Raw genomic sequence first — 2024 nt, 5'->3', positions numbered from 1 at the left:
ATTGTGAATGGGAAAGTACGCCTGTCGAACATCCTCGAAGAGCTATACTTAGACTCCTCTTGGATTGATACTTAAGGTATCGTAGGAGTGATACTTAGAGTCCTCGACCTTTCCTTATAGGAGTCCTCGACCTTTCCTTATAGGAGTCCTTGACCTTTCCTTATAGGAGTCCTTGACCTTTCCTTATAGGAATCCTCCGGCACTTCCAATGTCTATTCCTTAGTCCTCCCAAGGCGAGTAATCAGCCATCGTTTGTTCGCCTGCTCCGCCTTCCTCGTCTTCGTCGAAGATGCCGGGCTTGGCCAGTCCTTCGTTCTCGCCTACGGAGTGCGAACTCACAACAAATTGGGCGATATTGTCGTCGGTCAAGAGTTGGATAACCTTAATCTGCGGGGTGATATATCTTTGTTTCATTGTTTACTACTTATTACTTAATACTTTCTTCCTTACTCCCGCACTACTTTCTTGCCGTTGACGATGTAGATGCCGCGACCGGGATTTGTAACTCGCCGACCCTGGAGGTCGTAGACGACGTTTTCGCGTGGCTGCACTGTCGGGCGAACGTCGCGTATGCCGGTCGTTTCGGCCTCCTTGCGGGCGGCATCGAAGTCGATTGTAAAACCTTTGGCAGGCGCAATGGCTTCGGGCAGACGCAGACCAGCGCGATGTGCCGCCAGCTTGATGGAAGCACCATTCCGAGTGCCCTGCTTATAGAAGCCGATGCCCTCGTCGCCGTTATTGGAGAAGATATAATATTTGTAACCACTTGCGTTGAACTCCTGCTCGGTGGCGGTGCCGATGAGTAGATTGTTCGTCACGTTTTCTTCTGTTCCCGTAACGTTGGCCTGATAAACCACCGTACTGTTTGCCGCGCCTTGCAGAATAAATCCCGTCTGCTTCGGGATAATCTTGCCTGCTCCGAACGCTTTCACCACGGCTTGGTCGGGAGTCATAATACTTCCGCTCGGAGTAATGCCCGTGATGATATACGCCGTACAGCCCGCGGGAACGAGGAAGTTCTCGTTCTCGAGGTAGTAGGAAGTGTAGCCGCTGGGGCCTACGGGCACTTGCTCGTAGTATCGACCTTTATACTTCGCCCAGTCCGTATTGTCCTCATAAATCTTGGTAGCATCGATGGGAACATAGATATGCGTTGCTGACCTGAAAGGATTTTTGTGACCAGAAAATGGTTGTGATATATTTACCGTTAATGTCGCGGGTATTGAGTTATACAAGTATATTATAGGAGGAGTATCATAGTCCTTACTGAATTGATCTTCAGATATTATCTGAGTCGTAGCAGGGTAAGACACGCTTCGCAGTATAGACTTAGAGTGTGAGCCAATTTGCACTGAACTTATAGGAAATTCGGTAATAGATGTTTTTGAAAAGTCCATATCGAGGAAACGTGCTCCTGTATGACTATCAGAAAAAGAATAAGCCATAAAGAGCAAGGCATTTTCCTCCAACTTTGTAAGTGTGCTTGGAATTGAGATAGAATATATGGAAGACTGAAATACGGCATAACTGCCTATTGTGCGTATGCCTTCCGGAAGATTAACTTTGGTCAGTATGCTTTCAGAGAAAAAGCAATTTTTTGCAATCTCTACGACATTGTATGTGCTTCCACCATAGAAGACAGTTGCAGGTACATTCAATTCCGTGCCAAGTGTATAGCCTGTAGGAATTGTTCCCCTTCCTGTCAGCTTTACCTCATTAGGATTCGTGCTTGTCACCGTATACTTGAGAGGCATACCATCCGAATTGTTTACAGTAAAGCTCTGTGCCATAAATTCTACCGAATAGAGTATAGCGAACAAATAGAATAAAAATCTCTTCATATCATTATAATAATTTTATAGTTGAATAATTGTCGTTATTTCCCCCTTGCGCGGCTTGGCAAAAGGGCATGAAGAAGTGAGCAAAGAGAACCCTTACGAGCCCTTTGTTTACAGGAGTCACGACACGCTTCGCGCGCGCGTAAGCGAAAGTGAAAAATGTGTAGTTAGACGCTAGGTGCGAAT

At 46.3% G+C, this 2024-nt stretch carries 2 protein-coding genes; both read right to left on the bottom strand.

From position 1 onward, the window contains the following. Positions 1-219: 219 nt before the first annotated feature. Positions 220-414, bottom strand: coding sequence for a hypothetical protein (locus HMPREF9140_RS08935; RefSeq protein ID WP_006951037.1), 195 nt, complete (start codon positions 412-414; stop codon positions 220-222). A 32-nt stretch (positions 415-446) separates the two neighbouring features. Next, positions 447-1841 (bottom strand): leucine-rich repeat protein, encoded by a 1395-nt coding sequence (locus HMPREF9140_RS08930; protein WP_006953418.1) that lies wholly within the window; start codon positions 1839-1841, stop codon positions 447-449. Positions 1842-2024: the final 183 nt, after the last annotated feature.

The sequence above is a fragment of the Prevotella micans F0438 genome (assembly GCF_000243035.1).
In the GTDB taxonomy this organism is placed as follows: Bacteria; Bacteroidota; Bacteroidia; order Bacteroidales; family Bacteroidaceae; genus Prevotella; species Prevotella micans.
Note: the sequence above shows the minus strand (reverse complement) of the source record. Positions and strands in the feature narration are given on the sequence as shown.